We start from the raw sequence: 20,021 nt of genomic DNA, 5'->3' as shown, positions 1-20,021 counted from the left end.
AAAAAAAGGTGCATTATGCAATTTCTAAAACGCTCCAGACTTGGCATCATGCCATATACATTTTTTTAGGTGAGATTCACATGGCACAAGGACTTTTGGCGGGTAAGCGCTTCTTGATCGCGGGCATTGCGAGTAAATTATCGATTGCTTTTGGTATTGCTCAAGCATTGCATCGTGAAGGTGCTGAATTGGCTTTTACTTATCCAAATGAAAAGCTGAAAAAGCGGGTAGATGACTTTGCTGAACAGTTTGGTTCGAAACTGGTTTTTCCTTGTGATGTGGCAGTAGATGCTGAAATTGACTATGCATTTGCTGAACTGGCCAAACACTGGGATGGTCTGGACGGCGTAGTGCATTCTATCGGTTTTGCACCGGCACATACGCTGGATGGTGACTTCACCGAAATCACGGATCGTGAAGGTTTTAATATTGCGCATGACATCAGTGCCTATAGCTTTATCGCAATGGCACGCGCGGCAAAACCTTTGCTGCAAGTCCGTCAAGGTTGTTTGCTAACATTAACCTACCAAGGTTCTGAGCGTGTAATGCCAAACTATAACGTGATGGGTATGGCCAAAGCCTCTTTAGAAGCTGGCGTACGTTATTTGGCGTCTAGCTTGGGTCAGGAAGGTATTCGCGTGAATGCGATCTCTGCGGGTCCAATCCGTACTTTGGCAGCTTCCGGTATTAAATCATTCCGTAAAATGCTTGACCTGAATGAGAAAGTTGCTCCATTAAAACGTAATGTGACGATTGAAGATGTCGGTAATGCCGCATTATTCCTGTGCTCGCCATGGGCTAACGGAATTACCGGTGAAATCCTGTATGTCGATGCCGGTTTCAATACGGTAGGTATGAGCGCTGATTTGATGGCGGATGCGGAATAAGTCCTATAAATCCTCTCTCCCTCAGGGAGAGAGTTAGAGAGAGGGGAATGACTTCTTTCTCTGAGTGAGGAAATGATTAAAATCCCCCTCATTCCCCCTTTGATAAAGGGGGAGGCCACTCAAGGCAATAAAAAAGACCGCATAAGCGGTCTTTTTTTGATTTGAAGGACAGCGATTAAGCTTGACCATCTACAGCAGCGGCTTGCGCACGTTGCATATTGGCTTCAAATTCAGCATCGAAGTTGATTGGTGTAAGTAGCAACTGTGGGAAGCTGCCTTTAGTCACCATATCATTCACTGCTTCACGTAGGAACGGGAACAGGATGTTCGGACAGTATGCACCCAGGATATATGGAAGACGCTCTTCTTCAACGCCATCCACCAAGAAAATACCAGCTTGAGTCACATCAACGATAAACGCGGTATCACCTTCGTTGGTTGCTTGAACCACGACTTTCAAAGCCACTTCAAAATGAGTTTCATCAATTTTTTCTGCAGAAGAAGAAAGATTGATGTTTAACTCAGGTTGCCATTGCTTGGTAAAAACTTGCGCCCCAGGAACTTCAAAAGAAATATCTTTGGTGTAAATACGCTCTAATGCCAATTGTGGTTGAGCTTGTTGTTCTTCACTCATTTTTTGATCCTTAATATGAAGTGATAATTTTAGTAAGGTTAAGCCAGCAATTCATCAAGTTTGCCTTCACGCTCTAAAGCATAAAGTTGGTCAAAACCACCGATGAACTGATCATTAATAAAAATTTGTGGCACGGTACGGTGATTGGTACGCTGCATCAATTCAAGACGTACTTCAGGCGCTTCTTGAGACAAGTTAATCTCTTTATATGCCACACCCTTACGTTCCAGTAGCTGTTTTGCACGCACGCAATAAGGACACACTGTCGTCGAGTAAATAGTAACTTCAGCCATGATCAATCTCCTGTTCGTGGATTATTTGCTTTTCACCAAAGGTAAACCTTGAGCTTTCCAGTTGCTGACGCCGCCATCAAGACGGTAGGCATCGGCATGACCAACCTGCTGTAATGCAGTACCAGCCACCTGTCCAAGGTTACAAATGAACACCAAAGGGCGATCAGATGCTTTCAGCTCTTCAACATGTTTTGTAATCTGGCTATATGGAATATTACGGCTGCCGCTGATATGACCTTCACGGAAGTCTTTGGCATCACGTAAATCAATCAGCATGGCATTTTTTGCTTTGACTAAAATTCCCAGCGATTGCGGAGAAATTTTGCGACCGTTACGTTGACCTTCGATAATGAAGAACAAAACCACTAATACCGCGAGTGTTCCAAATAAGAAGGGGTGATTCCCCATAAACTCGAACCAACGTTCCACAATTCACCTAATTACAATTTTAAAATTGCCAAGAGTATAGCTCATAAATATGGTGATCAAAATCACCGCTTCAAGGGCCAAGGGTTAAGAAAATTAATTTTTTTGCTGTGCTTCAGTGATTTCGTCGATTAAACGTAAATAGCTGTCCAGTCGGCGCGGTAAAATTTCACCTGCGGCAGCAGCCTGACGCAAAGCACATTGTTTTTCATGCTTATGGGTACAGTTACGGAACTGACAATGGCCGAGCAGGTTTTCAATTTCAGGAAAGCCGCTTTGTACCTTATCTAAAGTCAGATGCCACAGGCCAAATTCACGAATTCCCGGAGAGTCAATCAGGGCGGCACCTTCACCAAAACCGATCAAGCGCGTTGATGTCGTAGTGTGCTGACCAAGTGCCGAGTTTTCCGAAATGATATTGGTTTTCTGTGCGGCATCCGGCACGATCGCATTAATCAGCGTGCTTTTACCCACACCAGATTGACCGACGAAAGCCACCGTTTCATTTTCCAGACGATTGGACAGTGCGGTCAGGTCGCCATCAGACTGGGTTTGCATCACTTCATAACCGAGATCTTGATATTCTTGCAGCAGAGTCAGAATCGGATCGTTTTCTTTTAACAAATCGGCTTTATTCATCACCAGCAATGCAGGAATATCGGCATCGGCACAGGCCACCAGATAACGGTCGATCAGGCCCGGCGCTGGCTCAGGCAATGGTGCAAACACGATCACAATCAGTGAAATGTTGGCCGCTACCGGTTTAACCTTGTGATAGCGGTCGGGGCGTGTCAATAAGGATTTTCGGGGATGAATCGCGGTGATAATTCCTAAACCGGTATTCGGATCGGCTTGCCATTTGACCCGGTCACCCGTGACCAATAAATCCAGATTGGTTCGAGTATGACAGCGCCAGACGCTGTCCAGTTCAATCTCTTTCCAGAAAGGTTCAGGCTCACCATCGGCGACCACAGGTTTTTCAGGGTGAATGTCAGGGCGAGACAAAGCTTGCACTTCAAGTTGGCGGCCATAATGTTGCACCACTAAACCTTCAAGATCACTGGAGGTATCGAGATCTTCTTGACGTGTTTTCTGTTGTTTCTGAATGCGGCGCTGTTGTTGCTCTGTCAGACGACGCTTACGTATTAAGGCCATTCATATCCTAAAAAAACCGGGTAAATCAGATGGCAAAAATAGCATGAAGCAGCCCCCGAATGACACCCAAGATGTAATTAATTTGCTACTATAGTTGTTTTTAAACCCAATAAGATTGCACATTTATGAGCAGCACCGCTGATACCCGCCTGATTTGGATTGACCTTGAAATGACAGGTCTAGACACAGACAATGATCAAATTATTGAAATTGCAACAATTGTAACCGATGACAATTTGAATATTTTGGCTGAAGGTCCTGTGCTTGCGGTACATCAGCCTGCACGTCTGTTAAATGCCATGGATGAGTGGAACACTCGCCAGCATGGTCAGTCCGGTCTGATTGAGCGTGTGCGTCGCAGTAAACTGACCGCTCAGGATGCCGAGCAGCAAACCCTTGAATTCCTGAAAAAATGGGTCAATCCAAAATCTTCACCGATGTGTGGTAACTCGATCTGTCAGGATCGTCGCTTCCTGCACCGTTTGATGCCTGAACTGGAACAGTATTTCCATTACCGTAATCTGGATGTCTCTTCAGTGAAAGAACTAGCCAAACGCTGGCGCCCGGAAATCATGAGCGGTCTCAAGAAAAATGCCTCGCATCTGGCGATGGATGATATTCGCGATTCGATTGCAGAACTGAAATATTATCGTCAATATTTCTTTATCATGAATAAAGACTAAATTCCGATGAATTGAAAAGAGGCGCAAGCCTCTTTTTTATTTTACTGAACTGGATTTTTTTCTAGCGTAAAACTGCTCCATGCTTTCAAAGCCTACCCACAAGAGCAATAACATGATCAGATGATTCTGTGTTTCATAACGATCGAAAATAACCAAGCCAAATAATCCTAAAGTCATTAAACGAATGAGAATACTGAGATAATAATTTTTGTTTTTTTGGCTGATCAGAACATAAAAATAAAGCCCGATACAAAGTATGTTCAAACCCAAAAGGGTGTTAAATAGCATGACATTTCACTCCTTTTGGCCAAATGACATAGAATTAATTTGTTGATATTTTAATCAATCTCGAGTGGGTTGTCGCTCTCATCCGGTCTGAATGTCATTTAAATCGATCAAAAATTTAGTGGCGGTAAAGAAAAGCGGATTTTGTTAAAATGATCCGGTATTTTTATTGCTATAGATGACCTATGACCGACCTGCTTCAAGATGATGAATATGACCGCCGTTTTGCTGGTGTTGCCAAAATTTATGGAGAAGACAGCTTTAACCATTATGAAAAAAGTCATGTGATGGTGATTGGTATCGGGGGCGTAGGTTCATGGGCGGTAGAAGCACTGGCACGTAGTGGTGTGGGCGAGCTGACCTTGGTCGATATGGATGTGGTGGCCGCGTCTAATATTAACCGTCAGTTACCTGCCATGAGTACCACCTTGGGTCATGAAAAAATTGAAGTCATGGCCGAGCGTTGCCGCGCAATTAATCCACGCATTAAAATTAATCTGATTGATGATTACCTGACGCCTGAAAATATCAAAGAAACTTTAGCAGGTGATCCAGATTTAATCCTCGACTGTATTGACGATGTCAAAGCCAAATTTGCTCTGATGCTACATTGTCGCTTTAACAAGATTCCTTTAATTGTATCGGGCGGGGCAGGGGGTAAACTGGACCCGCTGAAAATTCGGGTCGCCGATTTATCTAAAACCGAACAGGATCCGATGCTGGCCAAATTACGTGCCCAGTTACGCAGCAAAGGCATCTGCAAAAAGCCCAAAGAAAAATTCGGCATTACTTGTGTCTATTCCATCGATAATCCATTCTCCAGTGCCGATGTCTGCGCCAGTGCCGGCTTGCGCTGTGGTGGTTATGGCTCTGCCGTGGTGGTAACTTCAAGCTTTGCCATGGTCGCTGTAGCAGAAGGCTTGAAAAAACTCGATAATAAAAGAGCAAAAGCCTGATTTAAAAAATAAAAAGCACAATCTATGTGCTTTTTTTAAACTGGCGTTTAGAATGAAAGGATTCATTCGCAGAACAAAAATAATGTTTTGGAGCAGCTATGTGGTTCTTGCTGGTACTGATTTTGGGGATAGGGGCGTTGGCGATCTGGATGTGGAAACGTCCGGATCCGGTGAAACGTGATCAGGCGAAGGCTGTACAACATGATTTATGGATTGAGCAGATTGATGCTCAACTGAAACATGCAGCACGTTTGAGTTCAGATCCGGAACATCCGAATTATGAACGTGCCTATCAGATTTATCAGGGACTGGCTCAGCAACAGGAAATTCCACAAGCCTATGTAGGTATGGGCCTAATGCATCTGCAAGGTCTAGGGCATGAGCAAAATACTGAAAAAGCCATCAGCTACCTGGACAAAGCCTTTCGCTTGGGCAGTGATGAAGCCGCCTATCATTTGGGGCAGATTCATGAAGGGGAGGCGTATCAACAGGCTGACCCGGAAAAAGCTTTGTATTGGTACCGACATGCGGTAGCACGTGGCAATCTGGATGCCCAATATCGTATTACTGAACTTTCTTCTACCGAAGGTCAGCCTCAAAACGAGATGACTGCAGAAAAACAGCGTCTGGCATTGTTAATTCAAAATGCCGGACAGGGTCATGCCAATTCGCAGTATCAGCTGGCCCAGTATTATCTGGCAGATTCAACAACCCAAGATTTAGTGCAAGGAATTCATTATCTGTTTCTGGCGGCACAGCAAGATCATTTGGCTGCCAATCAGCAAATCGCCGATGATTATGCGCATGGTCAGTTTCTGCCCCAAGACCTGACGCAATCGCTGCAATTTATTAAACGTTGTATCAGTCTCGGTGACCAGAAAGGTCTCTATGATTATTATGCCGGTGTGTTACAAGGCCGTATCGATACCGACCAGCGTCAACGCGTGTTCCAGCATTTATTGCAGCAGTCCAAAGAACACGCCGATGCACACGCCAAGACCTTAATCGGACTGGCTTATTTTCATGGCTGGTATGTTGATAAAAATGAAACCATGGCATTTCGTTACTGGTCGGAAGCGGCCAACAGTCAGCATGCGCCTGCATTATGCATGATTGCTGCGCTGTATTTTGAGCAGCACCTGGTGGCCAACGAACCGCAAAAAGCATTTGAGTTATATCAGGCTGCCTATCAGCTTAGTCCTGATGATGTGTCTGCACAGATGGGGCTAGCGCTGTGTTATTTAAATGGTGTCGGTACAGTAAAAGACATTGCCAAAGCCACACAAATGATTCAGAGCGCGGCACAGCACTATTGGCAGATTGTGGCTCAGTCTGAAGCGGATTTAATTTATATCGTCGGCCGGTTTTATAGTCTGGCTGAATATCCCTTACCGATACGTGATAAAGCTGTCCAGTACCTGAATCAGGCGGTTGCGAAAGGTTCGAAAGAGGCTGCATGGTTTCTGTATCAAGCCCTGTTAGGCATTTATCCTGTGTATATCAATAATGCAGAGCTGGCCAATCGTTATCTGCATCAGGCTGCGCAATTGGGTCATGCCCAGGCACAGGCAGAATTGGGCTTGAAATATCTTAAAGGCCAACAGATTGCGCAGGATATTGCCTTAGGCTTGAGCTATCTGCAAAAAGCAGCCGCTCAGCAGAATGGTGTAGCACTGAATGCTCTGGGTGAAGCATATGAGCAGGGTCAAGGTGTTGAGAATAATATTGAGCAAGCCGTACACTATTATCAGCAGGCGGCAGTGCAGGTGAATGCGGATGCTTATAGCCATCTTGGGCGTTTATATACCAAGGGTATTAGTGTAGAGCGTGATATCGGAATCGCACGGGACTGGCTGGAAAAAGGCAGTTTGCTCGGACATGAGCGATCAATTGAATTATTGAAAAATGTGAATGCGTATTTGCAAATGAAATAAACTGACTCAAATCATATGAACTAAAAAAACCGCTGTTTGGCAGCGGTTTTTTATGGATCAAGCTTTGTTAAGGTAATTGTTTAATCGGGCTACCACCCAATGCCTGCATCAAGGTGACATAGGCATTGTACTGGTTCTGTCTGGTTTGCACCAATGACAGCCGTGCATTGCGCGTGGTTTCCTGCGCATCCAGCAGGTTTTTCAAGGCCACTGCACCATTACGATAACGCACTTCAGTCAAGCGTTCAGTTCTTTCTGCCAGCTCAACATTGCGTTGCTGCAAAGTCACCTGCTTAGTGAGCTCAGTACGATTCGACAAGGCATTTTCTACATCGGCAAAGGCCTCATACATGGTCTGGCGATATTGCATAATCGCTTTTTCATATTCCAGCTCATTGACTTGCAGATCACGTTTCATGTCATTCCATTGCAGGAAAGGCAAGGTCAGACCGGCACCTAAAGTTGCAACCGGATTTTTCAGGGCATTCGAGAGGGAAGTACTGCTGCCAATACCGGTGGTCAGATTACCGGTCAAACTAATGGATGGATAGTAGCTGGCTTTGTTGGCATCTTTATTGGCTAGTGCCTTACGCAAGCGCAGTTCAGTGGCTCGAAGGTCAGGGCGACGTGACAACAAACTCGCCGGTAAGTCAGCCTGAATACTCGGCAATTGAATATTCGGTAAACGGCTTGGCTCTTGAATCGCGAGCTGTTGAACCGGCATGTGCAGCAATACCGCGAGTCCGGTACGTGTTTCCACACGTTGCTGTTCAATCTGGCTTAAAGTCGCCTGTTGACTTTGAATTGCCTGTTCCGCCTGGGTTAAATCCAGACCGGATACTGCGCCGGCACGATATTGCACCCGCACCAGATCATAGGTTTTTTGCGCGGTCGCCAGATTTTGCTGTACCACACTATAACGTTCATTCAGATAAGCCAGTTGCCAGTACAATTGTGCCGTGGTGCCAATCAGGCTTTGTGCGGTTGCCTGCAAGTCTTCTTCAGAGGCCAGTGCTTCCCAGCGTGCCGCTTCAGTCTGATTGGCCAGTTTGCCAAACAGATCCAGCTCATAGCTTAAACCTGGATAACCAAGTGAAAGGCCGGTCGAAGAATCGCCACCACCATCCAGGCTAAAACGATGACCCGTCGAAATTCGTGCATCACCGACACGAACGCCTTGCTGGCTTTGAGCCTGTCTGGCTTGAATGCGGGCCTGTTGTAAACTGATGCCAGCCACTGCTAGGTCGGTATTCTGCGCCAATACTTCATTCACCAAATTATTTAATTGCGGATCTTTAAATAAAGTCCACCATTGATCTGCCAGAATGTCGGCATGGATCTGCTGACTTAAAACCTTATTATTTTGAAAATTGCCAGGCATATTAATCGCAGGCTGCTCATAAGGTGTTTTTACCACTGCCGCACAACCGGTCAGCGAGCTTCCCAGCAACAGGGCACTGGCAAGCTTGGTTAAATTCATTTGCATATCAGATTCCTTATTCGCGAGAGAGCGCATCGACTGGATTCAGACGAGCGGCATTACGTGCCGGGATAAAGCCAAACACAATTCCAATCAGGCTTGAGCAGACAAAGGCAGCCACAATCGAAGTGGTTGAATAGGCCATCTGGAAAGTACCGCCGGCAAAGTGGGTAATTAGCTGGCCAATCCCGAGCGAGAGCAGTACCCCCAAAATACCGCCTAAAATACACACCAGCACTGCTTCAATCAGGAACTGCTGCAAAATATCACTTTGACGTGCACCTACTGCCATACGTACCCCAATTTCCTGAGTACGTTCAGTCACGGACACCAGCATGATATTCATCACCCCGATCCCGCCGACCACCAGTGAAATCACCGCAATCGCCGAAATTAAAAGCGTCATAGTCGCTGTGGTCTGCTGAATGGTTTCACGAATACTGTCGGCATTCTGGGTAAACACATCCTGCGCGCCATGGCGCTGTACCAGCAGGTTTAAAATTGCATTTTCCGCCGCCGCACTTGGATATTCATCTTTAATCCGCACAATGATGCTGCGAACGTTAGATTGCCCCAGCATACGACTCATCACGGTAGAATACGGCAGGTAGACATTCAGGCTGTCATTATTGCCCATCATGCCTTTTTGCGCATCAATCACCCCGATAATCCGGCTCGGGACGCTACCCAGTAAAATCACCTGACCCACCGGATTAGTACCATCCTTAAAGAAGGTGTTTTTGGTATTGGTATCAATGACAACATCTTGTGCCTGTTGCATGACGCTACTGCGGTCAAAGGGCTGACCGGACTGGAAAGTCATGCCACGCACATAAAAGAAATCTTCGCTGACGCCATTGACCGTGGTTGAGGCTTCAATTTCTTTATAACGGCCGGTAACACTGCTGTTCACCGACGGACTGACGCCATCAACATAAGGTTGTTCGGCCAGCGCATCGGCATCGGCTGGAATCAGGGTTTTGGCTTGTGAAGATCTGGAATTGTCTCCGAAGCCTCGACCCTGAAATACGGTAATAGTATTGGTGCCCAGACTACTGATATTTTCCAGAATCTGTTTTTGTGAGCCATTGCCCAGCGCGACCACCGAGACCACCGAAGCAATACCGATAATGATTCCGAGCATGGTCAAGAAAGTCCGCATGCGATGTGCATTCATAGCCAGCAAGGCCATACGGAAAGCTTCACCGAGACGGTCAACTGCAGAACGCCATGAAGAAATCTTCTTTTGTTCACTGCGGATTAGCGGCTGTTTTTCCAGATGCTCTTCGACTTCAGGAACATTGGGCTGATCAGAAATAATATTGCCGTCCGAGATCTCGATAATCCGCGTCGCATTTTTCGCTACATTATGATCATGCGTGACCAGAATGATGGTATGACCTTTAGCATTCAGTTCACGCAAAATGCGCATCACTTCAATACCGCTGTTCTTGTCCAATGCACCGGTCGGTTCATCGGCCAGAATCACGTCACCGCCATTCATTAACGCACGGGCAATCGAAACACGTTGCTGCTGACCACCAGAGAGCTGGCTCGGACGATTCTGGGTTTTTTCACCCAGACCCAGATCGGTCAGAATCTTGACGGCTCGCGCATGTCGTTCAGATGAATCTGCACCGGCATAAATCGCAGGAACTTCGACATTGCCTGCTGCGTTTAAATCACCCAATAAATGATAACGCTGGAAAATAAAGCCGAAATATTCACGGCGTAATTGCGCCAGTTCATCCGCTTCCAGTTCGCGGGTTTCACGGCCTTTAACCTTATAGCTACCGGTAGTTGGTTTGTCCAGACAACCCAGAATGTTCATCAGGGTCGATTTACCGGAACCGGACTGGCCGACAATCGCTACCAGTTCACCCGGATAAATCTCCAGATTCACCCCTTTTAAAATCTGGACCGTGCTTTCACCCGCAGGGAATTCACGAACCAGATTTTTCACCTCGAGGAGAGGCTGTTGTTGTGAATTCATGCTTACATTCTCATTGGGCCACGGCTATTGCCACCGCGTTTTGCTGCATCATTGGAGGTATCAGAACCATCGGCAATCACCACCTGATCACCACGTTTTAAACCTTTCAGCACTTGCGCAGTCGCGCGGTTATTCAAACCGATTAATACAGGGGTTGGTTTTGCAGTACCATCGGCTTGCAAGACACGAACCATGCCACGCTGTGCTTTACCTTGCTCAATCAGCGCAAGTTCTGCTTCAGACAGGTTTAGACGCGCTGGACGTTCACCGGCAGGGCGATTGCCTTGAGCCGATTCAGCTTCAGAACGTGATGCCGGGCCGCCTTCACCGCGAGAACCCTCACCACGCGCTTCACCACGATTGACACGTGGCAGACGGTTTGAACCTTGAATGGCTGCAGCAGGAATGGTCAGTACATTTTTGGCTTCATCCAGCACGATATAAACTTGCGCCGTCATATCAATACGCAATTTTCCATCTTCATTCGGTACATCGAACAATGCGTTGTAATACACCGCAGAACTTGACGATGAGCTTGAGGTATTGCTATCGGTATTAATTGAATTGGGTGCAGGCTCAACCTGACGTAGTTTGGCGTAAATCTTTTTCTCGTTATTGCCTAAGGTAGTGAAATAAACCGTCTGACCTTCTTCAACTTTCATGACATCCGCTTCAGAAATTTCAGCTTTAATGGTCATGGTGTCGAGTTTGGCCAGTTTAACAATGGTCGGCGCACTCTGGTTGGCATTCACGGTTTGACCTTCTTCAGTCACAATCGCCACAATCGTGCCATCCATCGGGGCTACAATCTGGGTATAGCCAAGATCTTCTTTGGCAGTCGCCAGCGTCAAACGCGACTGTTCAATCTGTGCATTGATAGCGGTGATATCCGCTTGTGCCGTTTTATAGTTCGCAAATGCCGATTCCAGCTCTGAGCGAGAAGTGGCATCCTGTGCATACATGGCTTTCTGACGGTTGTATTCAGCTTCAACTTTGGCCAAATTCGCCTGTCTTACTGCAAGTTGTGCCATCTGATTTTTAATGCTGGCTTCAGCGGTTTTTAAATCATTTTCCTGACGAACGGAGTCAATCCGCGCAATCAGCTGACCTTGCTTGACCTGATCGCCCAGTTCTACATACATTTTTCTGACCTGACCCGAAACCTGCGCCCCCACGCTGACCATCTTGGTCGCTTCCAGAATACCAGTCGCCAGTACAGAGCTTTCGATATCGCCTTGGGTGACTTCAGCCGTAATATATTGCGGAGGCTGTTCTTTGGGTTTGAGGAAGTACCACCCCGCAGCGATGAGCGCAATGGCAATCACGGCGGCCATAATCAATTTCGTCGGTTTTATTTTTGGCATGATCAATATCGGTTCAAAATCAGAGAATTGTGAACGATTATAAAAGCGAAATTAGGATAAATCGTGTATTTTTTTAAACTAATAGGAATGATTATTATTTTATTTTTCGAATTTTGACAAAGACTTAGTGAAATAGGGGCTTGCCACAGATACTGGAAATCGCCTGTAGTACCAAATGCTCCGGATTTTCATGTCCGAGTCCTTTAATTGAGGCATCAATTCTTAATAATAACCCCGGCCAGGCCAGAAAAGTCTGTGGGCTGAGACGGCGCAAGGCTTGTTGATATAACCCGACTTTGGTTTTCCAGATCCCGATTTGCAAGGCATTTTGCGGTTGTTCAAACAGCTGCATCAACAGACGCATTTCCTTGCTGAGACTCCATAAAATCAGGCTCATCGGTTCACCTGAAACGACTAGATACTGAAAAATTTTGATCGACTGGGAAAGATTACCTTGTAGCAGGGCATCGCTCAAATCATAGGTGCTATAACGTGACTGATCTTGTAAACATGCATATAAATGATCAACCTGAATGATATCGACTTCAGCAAAGGTATCGCTAACCCGCATCAGGCTGTTCTTTGCTGCAAGCAGGTTGTGCTCATGATGTTGTTCCAGCCATTGCCAGGCATCATTGGCTAAACGAATGCCGAGTTTTTCAGCTTCAATACCCAGAATCTGCTGCCGGTCTTTTGGATAATTGGCCACCAGCGAAACATTCACACCATTGGCATCAATCAGCTGAAAGAAACTGGATTTCAGGCTATTACTATCCTGTTTGGGCATCACCACCAACAGCAGGTTTTGTTCATTATGCTGCAAATAGTTTTTCAGTAACTTGATTGCGCTGGCATCCGGTTTGATATTGCCATGTACTTCAATCGCCAACTGGGTTGAAAACAGCGACAAGCTGTTCAAGGCATTAAAGACGGTTTTCCAGTCGGCGACCGAACTAATGTCATAGCGTTGACGTTCAATGTCCTGCTTTTGCCAGCTGGCCCGAAAGGCATCAATTAAATTCTGTTCCAGCAAAGGCTCTTGACCATGCAAGACCCAAGCACCGCGGGCTTCATCGACACGTTTCAGGGCTTGCAGATAATCAAGTTTCATAAAGAGGTCTTATTGAGCAGGTTGCGCTGAGGTATTTTGTTTGGCTAAGGGTAAGCGGTTCGATGAAATCTGACGCGCGATCTGCTGCGCCACATCATCAATAATGACCTGATTCAGATATTTTTGTTCCTGGTCATCGGTGTTGACCGTTTCAATATCATATTGATACGTACGTGTTGCCACGACAGTGCGTGGTTCAGTGATCGGATTGCCTTGTGCATCTTCAATCCGGAAAGTCACGTTTAAACGTAATAAGGTTTCAACCAGTTTACCGTTCAGTTCCAGACGGCGAGGAGTGTAATCCAGGACACGTAACACATAAGCTTTAGGTGCATTACTTAGCTGTACGCCTGCAGCACCGAGGTAAACTGCCAGTTTCTCTTGCAGTTCTTCAGTGTTGGGCGGTAAAGACAGGCTCATGACAGAGTAAGCAACAGGTGCGGAGCTCGGATTGGTTCCTTTCAGGTGAAAACCACAGCCGACTAAGCCTGCACTCAGACCACAAGTTAAAACAATTGCTGCTAAATGTTTGCCCAAATGCATGTGTTGCCCTCTATGCTTCCCGAAAGGGAATATTTGAAATCCTGAACTGGATTGTAAAGTCAAAGCCCGTTGGCTGGCAACGGGCTTTGTTTGGGAATTGTGAAATCCTTTTGTTCCCCTCTTTTAAAGAGGGGTTAGGGGAGATTATTCCTTAAGTTCCCTCTCCTAAAAGGAGAGGGCTAGGGAGAGGTTAATTACCCTTATCCCAACCTTCTCCCAAAGGGAGAACGAGCTATATGGATTTAAACCACCAAATTCACTAATTTATTCGGTACCACAATTTCTTTCTTAGTTGGACCTGTCAAGAATTGTTGAACTTCAGGCAATGCTTTGGCTTGAGCCAAGATGTCATCTTTAGAGGCATCTACAGATACTTCAAGCTTACCACGAAGCTTACCGTTGACTTGAACCACAATAGTTTGTGTATTACGTGTCAGCGCAGATTCATCTACCGCAGGGAATAAAGTTGAATTCAATTCAATCCCAAATTCAGCCAATAAAGTCTGGCTTAAATGCGGTGCAAATGGTGCAAGTAAAGTTAACAGCGTGGTAATTGATTCACGTGCAACAGCAACGTCATTGTCATCTTGGGCTTCAAACTTGTTGTTGGCGTTTAGAAGTTCCATCAATGCAGCAATGGCAGTGTTAAATGCATGACGACGTTCGATGTCATCACCGACTTTTTGGATGGTTTCGTGTGTCTTACGACGTAGGTCTTGCGCAGCCGTAGACAGTGCCGATTTGTCGAGGTTTGCAGCAGTATTCGCTTTTTCAAGGAAACCTGTTGCTAAACGCCATACACGTTTCAGGAAGCGGTTTGCACCTTCAACACCGGCATCAGACCATTCCAGTGATTGATCAGGTGGTGCAGCGAACATCATGAACACACGTGCCGTATCTGCGCCGTACTGGTCAATAATCGATTGCGGGTCGATACCGTTATTTTTCGATTTCGACATTTTTTCCTGACCACCAACGATAACGTCTTGGCCATCTTCTTTATATTTGGCAGAAAGCACACGGCCTTTTTCGTCTTTTTCAAGCTCGATATCTGCCGGATTAAACCAGGTTTTCTTACCTGAGTCTGCTTCACGATAGAAGGTATCTGCTAGCACCATCCCTTGCGTTAACAAGTTAGTGAATGGTTCATTGCCTTGTACCACGCCTTCATCACGCATCAATTTGTGGAAGAAGCGTGCATAAAGTAAGTGCAGAATCGCGTGTTCAACACCACCGATGTATTGGTTCACAGGAAGCCAGGTTTGACCTGCTTCAGGTTTCACCATGCCACCCGTAAAGTCTGGAGATGCATAACGTGCATAGTACCAAGACGATTCTACGAATGTATCAAGCGTATCTGTTTCACGACGTGCGTCGCCACCACAGCTTGGACAAGTCGTTTCATAGAACTCAGGCATTTTGTTCAGTGGGTTACCTGAACCATCTGGAACAACGTCAGTCGGAAGAACCACAGGAAGCTGCTCTTCAGGTACTGGCACTTGACCACATGATGGACAGTTAATCATTGGAATTGGACAACCCCAATAACGCTGACGGGAAACCCCCCAGTCACGTAGACGGAATTGAACTTTAGAACTTGCCAGGCCTGTTGGTTCTAATTTAGCAAGGAATGCATCGTATGCACCTTGGAAATCTAGACCGTCAAATTCGGCTGAATTGACCAGTTTACCTTCTTTCGAGCCATACCATTCTTGCCATTGAGTCGCATCAAAGTCAGCATCATCTGCGCCTTTAGCATCAATCACTTGCTTGATGGTCAAGCCATATTTATTGGCAAATTCGAAGTCACGTTCATCGTGTGATGGAACTGCCATCACTGCACCTGAACCATAAGACATCAATACATAGTTGGCGATCCAAACCGGAACTTCTTCGCCAGTCACAGGATGCTTCACAGAAAGACCGGTTGCCATGCCTTTCTTCTCGGCAGTCGCAAGATCCGCTTCTGCCACAGAACCCATACGGCATTCTTCAATGAATGCAGCCAATTCTGGGTTTGTTTCAGCCGCTTTCAGCGCCATCGGGTGTTCTGCTGCAACTGCAACATACGTTACGCCCATCAAGGTATCGGCACGGGTAGTAAATACCGTTAAACCATCTGCATACACGTCAGGATTTGCTGAAGGGAAAGTGATGTCCATCCCTTGTGAGCGGCCAATCCAGTTACGCTGCATGGTCAACACTTGTTGTGGCCAGCCATCTTTAAGCGTGTCTAAATCGTCAAGTAACTCTTGCGCATAATCAGTGATGCGGAAGTAGTACATTGGAATATCACGCTTTTCTACCAATGCACCTGAACGCCAGCCACGACCATTTTCAACCTGTTCGTTGGCAAGAACAGTCTGATCGACCGGATCCCAATTCACGGTTGAAAGCTTACGGTAGATCAAGCCTTTTTTATAAAGCTGAACAAATAGCCATTGTTCCCAACGATAGTATTCAGGGGTACAGGTCGCAAATTCACGATCCCAATCTACGGCTAGACCGAGTTTTTTCAACTGGTCACGCATGTAAGCAATATTTTCAAATGTCCATTTTGCCGGTGCAACCTGGTGTGCAATCGCTGCGTTTTCAGCAGGCAGACCGAAAGCATCCCAACCCATCGGTTGCAGGACAGTTTCACCTTTTAAGCGATGGAAACGGCTGATCACGTCACCAATCGTATAGTTACGCACATGACCCATATGCAGCTTGCCACTTGGGTAAGGGAACATCGAGAGAATATAACGACGTGGACCTTCTACTTTGTCGGCAACTTTAAAGGCTTTGCGAGATTCCCAATCCTGTTGGACTTGAGGCTCAATCGCACTGGCTTGATATTCGGAATCAATGTGAGTAGTCATAAACGTATCAGTGAATTACGGTGAAAAAAGTCTGTTGCACAGCATAGCGCAAAATGCACCTAAAAGTGAATTTTGCGCCGGCATTTCCCGAAGAAAAAACACGCTGTTCTATATGGAGCTGTCTTATAAAGCGACTGCACGATTTTTAGATTGCTGCAAAGCTTCGTTGGCTTCACGTTGTTGCTGGTCCTGATTCACAGGAACTTGAGGGGCTTGTTGCTGTTTTTCTTGGGATGTGTTCTCGGTTTGCACTTCAGTTTCAGTCGTTCTAGATGATGCTGGTGCTGAATTTTTCCAGCCATAGGTATCCACTGTGGTGGCTTTTTTCGCAGATTTCGGTGGTGGCGTCTTGGTATAATGCGTGACACCTTTCGCATCGACCCATTTATGATACTGGATCGCGGAAGCGCTGGTGCTACAGATGCTCAAAACAACTGCGCAACTCAAACTGAAGGCGGTTAAAAAAGATATTTTCATTGTTCTTGGGCCTCGGCTTGCTAGGCATGGAATACTGCAATTATTGTAGTGATATTTTCAGTAAAAATGATGGATTTTTATCTGCTTTATTCAAAGCTAACTGCTTAAATAAGCTCAATCTAGCGTATAAGAAATCAGAGACAAATCTTCGTATACAAAATTTATTGATAAACAATTTCCTTTCATTTAATAAAAATTCATTCATTTTTTTTATATAAGACATATTAAAAATTTATAAAATTAAACCATTAACTCTATGAATTTTATTGGATTAGATGAATAGACAAGACAGTCAATGCATGGCTATGAGCTGATATTGCTGTTAAAAACAGCAGATCTAGGCACTAGTAAGTATGGATTGTCTGTTTTTTAAACTTGACTTTAAAGCTTGAAAACACAAGAATGCTGCAATAGTTTTATATGCCTTAGATCGATCACCCTTCGACTAAGTGTCATTTCATGCAGTGGGCGATTTTTCTAGCCGAAAAATTGAACAAAGCTAAGCAAAATATGTTTATCCCAACATGTTTTAGATCCTGTATTGCTCGAACAGCGAAGAGATCAGATTTTTTTCCTATTGCTTTGAAAACTATGAAATTTGTGTGCTATAACAGTGCAGACAGTTAACAAACGAAACACTGCAAATGCCTCCCATTTGTGCAGTGAATAATATTAGGGTGAATCACGTTGGAACTTCTATCTGGTGGTGAAATGCTTGTTCGCGCATTAGCGGACGAAGGCGTTGAACATGTTTTTGGATACCCAGGCGGCGCAGTTCTTCATATTTATGATGCGCTATTTCAACAAGACAGAATCAATCATTATCTAGTACGTCACGAACAGGCTGCTGGTCACATGGCCGATGCTTACTCACGCGTGACAGGCAAGACCGGTGTTGTGCTGGTGACTTCAGGTCCGGGCGCAACCAACACGGTGACCCCAATTGCAACGGCCTATATGGACTCAATCCCGATGGTGATTTTGTCAGGTCAGGTTGCGAGTCATCTGATTGGTGAAGATGCATTTCAGGAAACTGATATGGTCGGTATTTCACGTCCAATCGTGAAACATAGTTTCCAGGTGCGTCATGCCAGCGAAATTCCTGCGATTATCAAAAAAGCCTTCTATATCGCGTCGTCAGGTCGTCCAGGCCCTGTAGTGATCGATATTCCAAAGGATGCGACCAATCCTGCAGAAAAATTTGCTTACGAATACCCGGAAAAAGTGAAGATGCGTTCGTATCAGCCACCATTCCGTGGTCATTCAGGTCAAATTCGTAAAGCAATTGAAGAATTAATCAACGCTAAACGCCCAGTGATTTACTCAGGCGGTGGTGTAGTTCAAGGCAATGCTTCAGCACAATTGACAGAATTGGCGCATTTATTGGGTTATCCAGTAACCAATACCTTGATGGGTCTAGGCGCATTCCCGGGCGATGATGAACAGTTCATCGGTATGTTGGGTATGCACGGTACTTACGAAGCCAACATGACCATGCACAATGCAGATGTAATTCTGTGTGTGGGTGCGCGTTTCGATGACCGTGTGACCAACAATCCTGCAAAATTCTGTCCGAATGCTAAAGTCATTCATATTGATATCGACCCAGCGACGATTTCAAAAACTATTATGGCGCACATTCCAATCGTCGGTGCTGTAGAGCCTGTATTGAATGAGATGTTGAATCAGTTGAAGCAACTTAATGTTTCTAAGCCAAATCCTGAAGCGATTGCGGCATGGTGGAAACAGATCAATGAATGGCGCAAGGTTCATGGCGGTCGTTTTGAGGCAGGTGTTGATGGTGTGATGAAGCCACAACAAGTGGTTCAGGCATTGGACAAAGTGACCAATGGTGAAGCGATCATTACTTCTGACGTGGGGCAGCATCAGATGTTTGGTGCGATGTATTACAAATACAAACGTCCACGTCAATGGATCAACTCAGGTGGTCTAGGCACCATGGGTGTAGGCTTGCCGTATGCAATGGCTGCGAAGCTTGCATACCCGGAACAGCAAGTGGTATGTATCACCGGTGAAGCATCGATTCAGATGTGTATCCAGGAACTTTCGACCTGTAAGCAATATGGCCTGAATGTAAAAATTCTATGCTTGAATAACCAGGCTTTAGGGATGGTAAAACAATGGCAAGATATGAACTATGAAGGACGTCATTCAAGTTCTTATGTAGATTCATTGCCTGATTTTGCCAAACTGATGGAAGCCTACGGTCATGTCGGTATTCAGATTAATCATGCCGATGAGCTAGAGTCGAAGCTTGCAGAAGCGATGGCGATTAACGACAAGTGCGTATTTATTAACGTGATGGTGGATCGTACCGAGCACGTTTATCCGATGTTGATTGCAGGCCAATCAATGCAAGATATGTGGTTAGCAAAAGGGGAGCGCACAGCATGAGACATATCATCTCTGTCCTTATTGAAAATGAAGCAGGCGCGCTTTCCCGTTTAGTGGGCTTGTTCTCACAGCGTGGCTACAACATCGAAACATTGAACGTGGCACCGACTGAAGATCCGACACTTTCACGTTTGACGTTGACCACTTATGGCGATGATCACAAGATCGAGCAAATCACCAAACAGCTTAATAAACTGGTGGAAGTGGTTAAAGTGGTTGATCTGTCTGAAGGCGCGCACATTGAGCGTGAACTGATGCTGATTAAAGTCAAGGCATTGGGTTCATCTCGTGACGAAATCAAGCGTACTGCAGATATTTTCCGTGGTCAGATTGTCGATGTAACGCCAACGACCTATACCATTCAAATTGCGGGTACGACCGAGAAAGTAGATGCATTTATTGATGCACTTGCAGAACACACGATTTTAGAAGTGGTTCGTTCAGGTGTATCAGGTATCGCACGCGGCGAAAAAGTACTCACCATCTAAATTTTAAGTATTTCCTCATCTGAACAAGAAGAG

18 protein-coding genes are annotated in these 20,021 nt (G+C 45.6%); 6 read left to right on the top strand and 12 right to left on the bottom strand.

Translation table 11 applies throughout. The annotated features are described in order from the left end of the window. Positions 1-80 precede the first annotated feature (80 nt). Positions 81-887: an enoyl-ACP reductase FabI gene (locus MTX11_RS02220; protein WP_180181437.1), complete on the top strand. Its 807-nt coding sequence runs from the start codon at positions 81-83 to the stop codon at positions 885-887. Between the two features lie 175 nt (positions 888-1,062). Here MTX11_RS02220 and secB read toward each other — a convergent pair whose 3' ends face one another. From secB to rsgA, 4 genes are all read right to left on the bottom strand, one after another. Then, entirely contained in the window at positions 1,063-1,521 is a 459-nt protein-coding gene (secB, locus tag MTX11_RS02215) for a protein-export chaperone SecB (RefSeq protein ID WP_004647439.1), read from the bottom strand. A gap of 38 nt (positions 1,522-1,559) precedes the next feature. Beyond that, a complete protein-coding gene (gene grxC, locus MTX11_RS02210; RefSeq protein ID WP_004278388.1) occupies positions 1,560-1,814 on the bottom strand; it encodes a glutaredoxin 3 in 255 nt (84 codons plus the stop codon). 21 nt (positions 1,815-1,835) lie between these two features. Next, positions 1,836-2,243 carry a rhodanese-like domain-containing protein gene (locus MTX11_RS02205; RefSeq protein ID WP_004278386.1) on the bottom strand — a complete coding sequence of 136 codons (408 nt, stop codon included), beginning with the start codon at positions 2,241-2,243 and terminating at the stop codon, positions 1,836-1,838. A 93-nt stretch (positions 2,244-2,336) separates the two neighbouring features. Beyond that, positions 2,337-3,395: a ribosome small subunit-dependent GTPase A gene (gene rsgA, locus MTX11_RS02200; protein WP_005103207.1), complete on the bottom strand. Its 1,059-nt coding sequence runs from the start codon at positions 3,393-3,395 to the stop codon at positions 2,337-2,339. A gap of 125 nt (positions 3,396-3,520) precedes the next feature. Between rsgA and orn the strand changes: the two genes are divergently transcribed. Then, positions 3,521-4,078 carry an oligoribonuclease gene (gene orn, locus MTX11_RS02195; RefSeq protein WP_044109923.1) on the top strand — a complete coding sequence of 186 codons (558 nt, stop codon included), beginning with the start codon at positions 3,521-3,523 and terminating at the stop codon, positions 4,076-4,078. Positions 4,079-4,114: 36 nt separating this feature from the next. Here orn and MTX11_RS02190 read toward each other — a convergent pair whose 3' ends face one another. Then, complete coding sequence (locus tag MTX11_RS02190) at positions 4,115-4,366, bottom strand: hypothetical protein (RefSeq protein ID WP_004733081.1); 252 nt, start codon at positions 4,364-4,366, stop codon at positions 4,115-4,117. Between the two features lie 182 nt (positions 4,367-4,548). Between MTX11_RS02190 and MTX11_RS02185 the strand changes: the two genes are divergently transcribed. Then, positions 4,549-5,319: a tRNA threonylcarbamoyladenosine dehydratase gene (locus tag MTX11_RS02185; protein ID WP_114542006.1), complete on the top strand. Its 771-nt coding sequence runs from the start codon at positions 4,549-4,551 to the stop codon at positions 5,317-5,319. Positions 5,320-5,417: 98 nt separating this feature from the next. Then, positions 5,418-7,253, top strand: coding sequence for a tetratricopeptide repeat protein (locus tag MTX11_RS02180; RefSeq protein WP_243474243.1), 1,836 nt, complete (start codon positions 5,418-5,420; stop codon positions 7,251-7,253). A 67-nt stretch (positions 7,254-7,320) separates the two neighbouring features. Here MTX11_RS02180 and MTX11_RS02175 read toward each other — a convergent pair whose 3' ends face one another. The 7 genes from MTX11_RS02175 to MTX11_RS02145 all read right to left on the bottom strand — a co-directional run bounded on the left by MTX11_RS02175 (position 7,321) and on the right by MTX11_RS02145 (position 17,085). Next, positions 7,321-8,739 (bottom strand): efflux transporter outer membrane subunit, encoded by a 1,419-nt coding sequence (locus tag MTX11_RS02175; RefSeq protein WP_243474242.1) that lies wholly within the window; start codon positions 8,737-8,739, stop codon positions 7,321-7,323. A gap of 10 nt (positions 8,740-8,749) precedes the next feature. Beyond that, on the bottom strand, positions 8,750-10,726 hold the full coding sequence (locus tag MTX11_RS02170; RefSeq protein WP_243474241.1) for a MacB family efflux pump subunit: 1,977 nt from the start codon (positions 10,724-10,726) through the stop codon (positions 8,750-8,752). Between the two features lie 2 nt (positions 10,727-10,728). Continuing rightward, positions 10,729-12,090: a MacA family efflux pump subunit gene (locus MTX11_RS02165; protein WP_219308412.1), complete on the bottom strand. Its 1,362-nt coding sequence runs from the start codon at positions 12,088-12,090 to the stop codon at positions 10,729-10,731. A 124-nt stretch (positions 12,091-12,214) separates the two neighbouring features. Then, positions 12,215-13,201 carry a DNA polymerase III subunit delta gene (holA, locus tag MTX11_RS02160; protein ID WP_004733070.1) on the bottom strand — a complete coding sequence of 329 codons (987 nt, stop codon included), beginning with the start codon at positions 13,199-13,201 and terminating at the stop codon, positions 12,215-12,217. A 9-nt stretch (positions 13,202-13,210) separates the two neighbouring features. Next, positions 13,211-13,744, bottom strand: a complete 534-nt coding sequence (locus tag MTX11_RS02155) for an LPS-assembly lipoprotein LptE (RefSeq protein ID WP_243474240.1) — start codon at positions 13,742-13,744, stop codon at positions 13,211-13,213. Between the two features lie 242 nt (positions 13,745-13,986). Beyond that, positions 13,987-16,608, bottom strand: a complete 2,622-nt coding sequence (leuS, locus tag MTX11_RS02150) for a leucine--tRNA ligase (RefSeq protein ID WP_243474239.1) — start codon at positions 16,606-16,608, stop codon at positions 13,987-13,989. Positions 16,609-16,731: 123 nt separating this feature from the next. Next, entirely contained in the window at positions 16,732-17,085 is a 354-nt protein-coding gene (locus tag MTX11_RS02145) for a DUF4124 domain-containing protein (RefSeq protein ID WP_213687690.1), read from the bottom strand. Between the two features lie 687 nt (positions 17,086-17,772). On the opposite strand from MTX11_RS02145, the gene MTX11_RS02140 reads away from it, so the two are divergent. Both MTX11_RS02140 and ilvN read left to right on the top strand, forming a co-directional pair. Further along, on the top strand, positions 17,773-19,500 hold the full coding sequence (locus MTX11_RS02140; RefSeq protein ID WP_243474238.1) for an acetolactate synthase 3 large subunit: 1,728 nt from the start codon (positions 17,773-17,775) through the stop codon (positions 19,498-19,500). Then, entirely contained in the window at positions 19,497-19,988 is a 492-nt protein-coding gene (gene ilvN / locus MTX11_RS02135; RefSeq protein WP_216935070.1) for an acetolactate synthase small subunit, read from the top strand. The genes MTX11_RS02140 and ilvN overlap by 4 nt, the downstream gene beginning before the upstream one ends. The last annotated feature ends 33 nt before the right edge of the window (positions 19,989-20,021 follow it).

The organism is Acinetobacter lwoffii (genome assembly GCF_022809915.1).
In the GTDB taxonomy this organism is placed as follows: domain Bacteria; phylum Pseudomonadota; class Gammaproteobacteria; order Pseudomonadales; family Moraxellaceae; genus Acinetobacter; species Acinetobacter lwoffii_M.
This window is presented reverse-complemented; position numbering and strand designations above follow the sequence as displayed.

Excerpts from the sequence above, each read along its gene's own strand:
- MTX11_RS02220 (WP_180181437.1), top strand. The coding sequence starts at position 81 with ATGGCACAAGGACTTTTGGCGGGTAAGCGCTTCTTGATCGCGGGCATT.
- secB (WP_004647439.1), bottom strand. The coding sequence starts at position 1,521 with ATGAGTGAAGAACAACAAGCTCAACCACAATTGGCATTAGAGCGTATT.
- grxC (WP_004278388.1), bottom strand. The coding sequence starts at position 1,814 with ATGGCTGAAGTTACTATTTACTCGACGACAGTGTGTCCTTATTGCGTG.
- rsgA (WP_005103207.1), bottom strand. The coding sequence starts at position 3,395 with ATGGCCTTAATACGTAAGCGTCGTCTGACAGAGCAACAACAGCGCCGC.
- orn (WP_044109923.1), top strand. The coding sequence starts at position 3,521 with ATGAGCAGCACCGCTGATACCCGCCTGATTTGGATTGACCTTGAAATG.
- MTX11_RS02190 (WP_004733081.1), bottom strand. The coding sequence starts at position 4,366 with ATGCTATTTAACACCCTTTTGGGTTTGAACATACTTTGTATCGGGCTT.
- MTX11_RS02185 (WP_114542006.1), top strand. The coding sequence starts at position 4,549 with ATGACCGACCTGCTTCAAGATGATGAATATGACCGCCGTTTTGCTGGT.
- MTX11_RS02180 (WP_243474243.1), top strand. The coding sequence starts at position 5,418 with ATGTGGTTCTTGCTGGTACTGATTTTGGGGATAGGGGCGTTGGCGATC.
- MTX11_RS02175 (WP_243474242.1), bottom strand. The coding sequence starts at position 8,739 with ATGCAAATGAATTTAACCAAGCTTGCCAGTGCCCTGTTGCTGGGAAGC.
- MTX11_RS02170 (WP_243474241.1), bottom strand. The coding sequence starts at position 10,726 with ATGAATTCACAACAACAGCCTCTCCTCGAGGTGAAAAATCTGGTTCGT.
- MTX11_RS02165 (WP_219308412.1), bottom strand. The coding sequence starts at position 12,090 with ATGCCAAAAATAAAACCGACGAAATTGATTATGGCCGCCGTGATTGCC.
- holA (WP_004733070.1), bottom strand. The coding sequence starts at position 13,201 with ATGAAACTTGATTATCTGCAAGCCCTGAAACGTGTCGATGAAGCCCGC.
- MTX11_RS02155 (WP_243474240.1), bottom strand. The coding sequence starts at position 13,744 with ATGCATTTGGGCAAACATTTAGCAGCAATTGTTTTAACTTGTGGTCTG.
- leuS (WP_243474239.1), bottom strand. The coding sequence starts at position 16,608 with ATGACTACTCACATTGATTCCGAATATCAAGCCAGTGCGATTGAGCCT.
- MTX11_RS02145 (WP_213687690.1), bottom strand. The coding sequence starts at position 17,085 with ATGAAAATATCTTTTTTAACCGCCTTCAGTTTGAGTTGCGCAGTTGTT.
- ilvN (WP_216935070.1), top strand. The coding sequence starts at position 19,497 with ATGAGACATATCATCTCTGTCCTTATTGAAAATGAAGCAGGCGCGCTT.